Here is a 637-nt window from a genome sequence, read left to right as displayed (position 1 = left end):
TCTGCTTCGGCAGCCGGGCGTCGCCGACCACCGCCGTCCCCTCGGTGGCCTTCATCCGCCCGGTCAGGGCGAGCAGCAGACACGTGCGGCCCGAGCCGGACGGCCCCTCGATCGCGATCAGCGAGCCGGGGTCCGCCTCGACGCGGACGCCCCGGAACGCCCAGCCCCGGGGCCCCTCGACCCCTAGGTCCCGGGCGCTGACGGCGAGTCCGCCCGCCCCATGCTCTGCCACAGCACGTCCCCCACAGGTGAGCCGATATTTGAACTGACTGGTCAGTGCAAAAACTAGCCCGAACCTTCGATCGAGGCAAAAGCGCAGGTCAGATCGGATTGTCAGTGCCATACCGCACGATGGGCACATACGGCACCCGTATGAGGACGTGCCGTCACCCAGACGACAGGAGGTTCGTCATGGCCCACTCGTCCGCCGCCGCGCGCCGGCGCCGCGCCACCGGCCCTGCTCCCTCGCTGACCGGACCCGCCGACGATGTGCACCCCGTCCTCCGCCGGGCCGCCGCCCCGCCCGCCGCACTCGACCTGCTCGCCCAGGCCCACGCCGGGCTCGACGAGGCCGCCGTCCTGGAAACCCCGAACGAGCGCTATGCCACGGCCCACCTCGCCGCCCTGCGCACCGCCG

The 637-nt window shown here is 72.5% G+C and carries 1 protein-coding gene and 1 pseudogene; one reads left to right on the top strand and one right to left on the bottom strand.

Translation table 11 applies throughout. The features are described from left to right. Positions 1–232, bottom strand: a 232-nt coding sequence (locus CCN42_RS40740) for an ATP-binding cassette domain-containing protein (RefSeq protein WP_245877710.1), incomplete at its 3' end; no start/stop codon positions are given. A gap of 179 nt (positions 233–411) precedes the next feature. Here CCN42_RS40740 and CCN42_RS40735 point away from each other — a divergent pair. Beyond that, positions 412–637, top strand: a pseudogene (locus CCN42_RS40735) (SAV_6107 family HEPN domain-containing protein); the annotation flags it as partial.

This window comes from Streptomyces glaucescens, from assembly GCF_002154375.1.
GTDB lineage: Bacteria > Actinomycetota > Actinomycetes > Streptomycetales > Streptomycetaceae > Streptomyces > Streptomyces glaucescens.
Note: the sequence above shows the minus strand (reverse complement) of the source record. Positions and strands in the feature narration are given on the sequence as shown.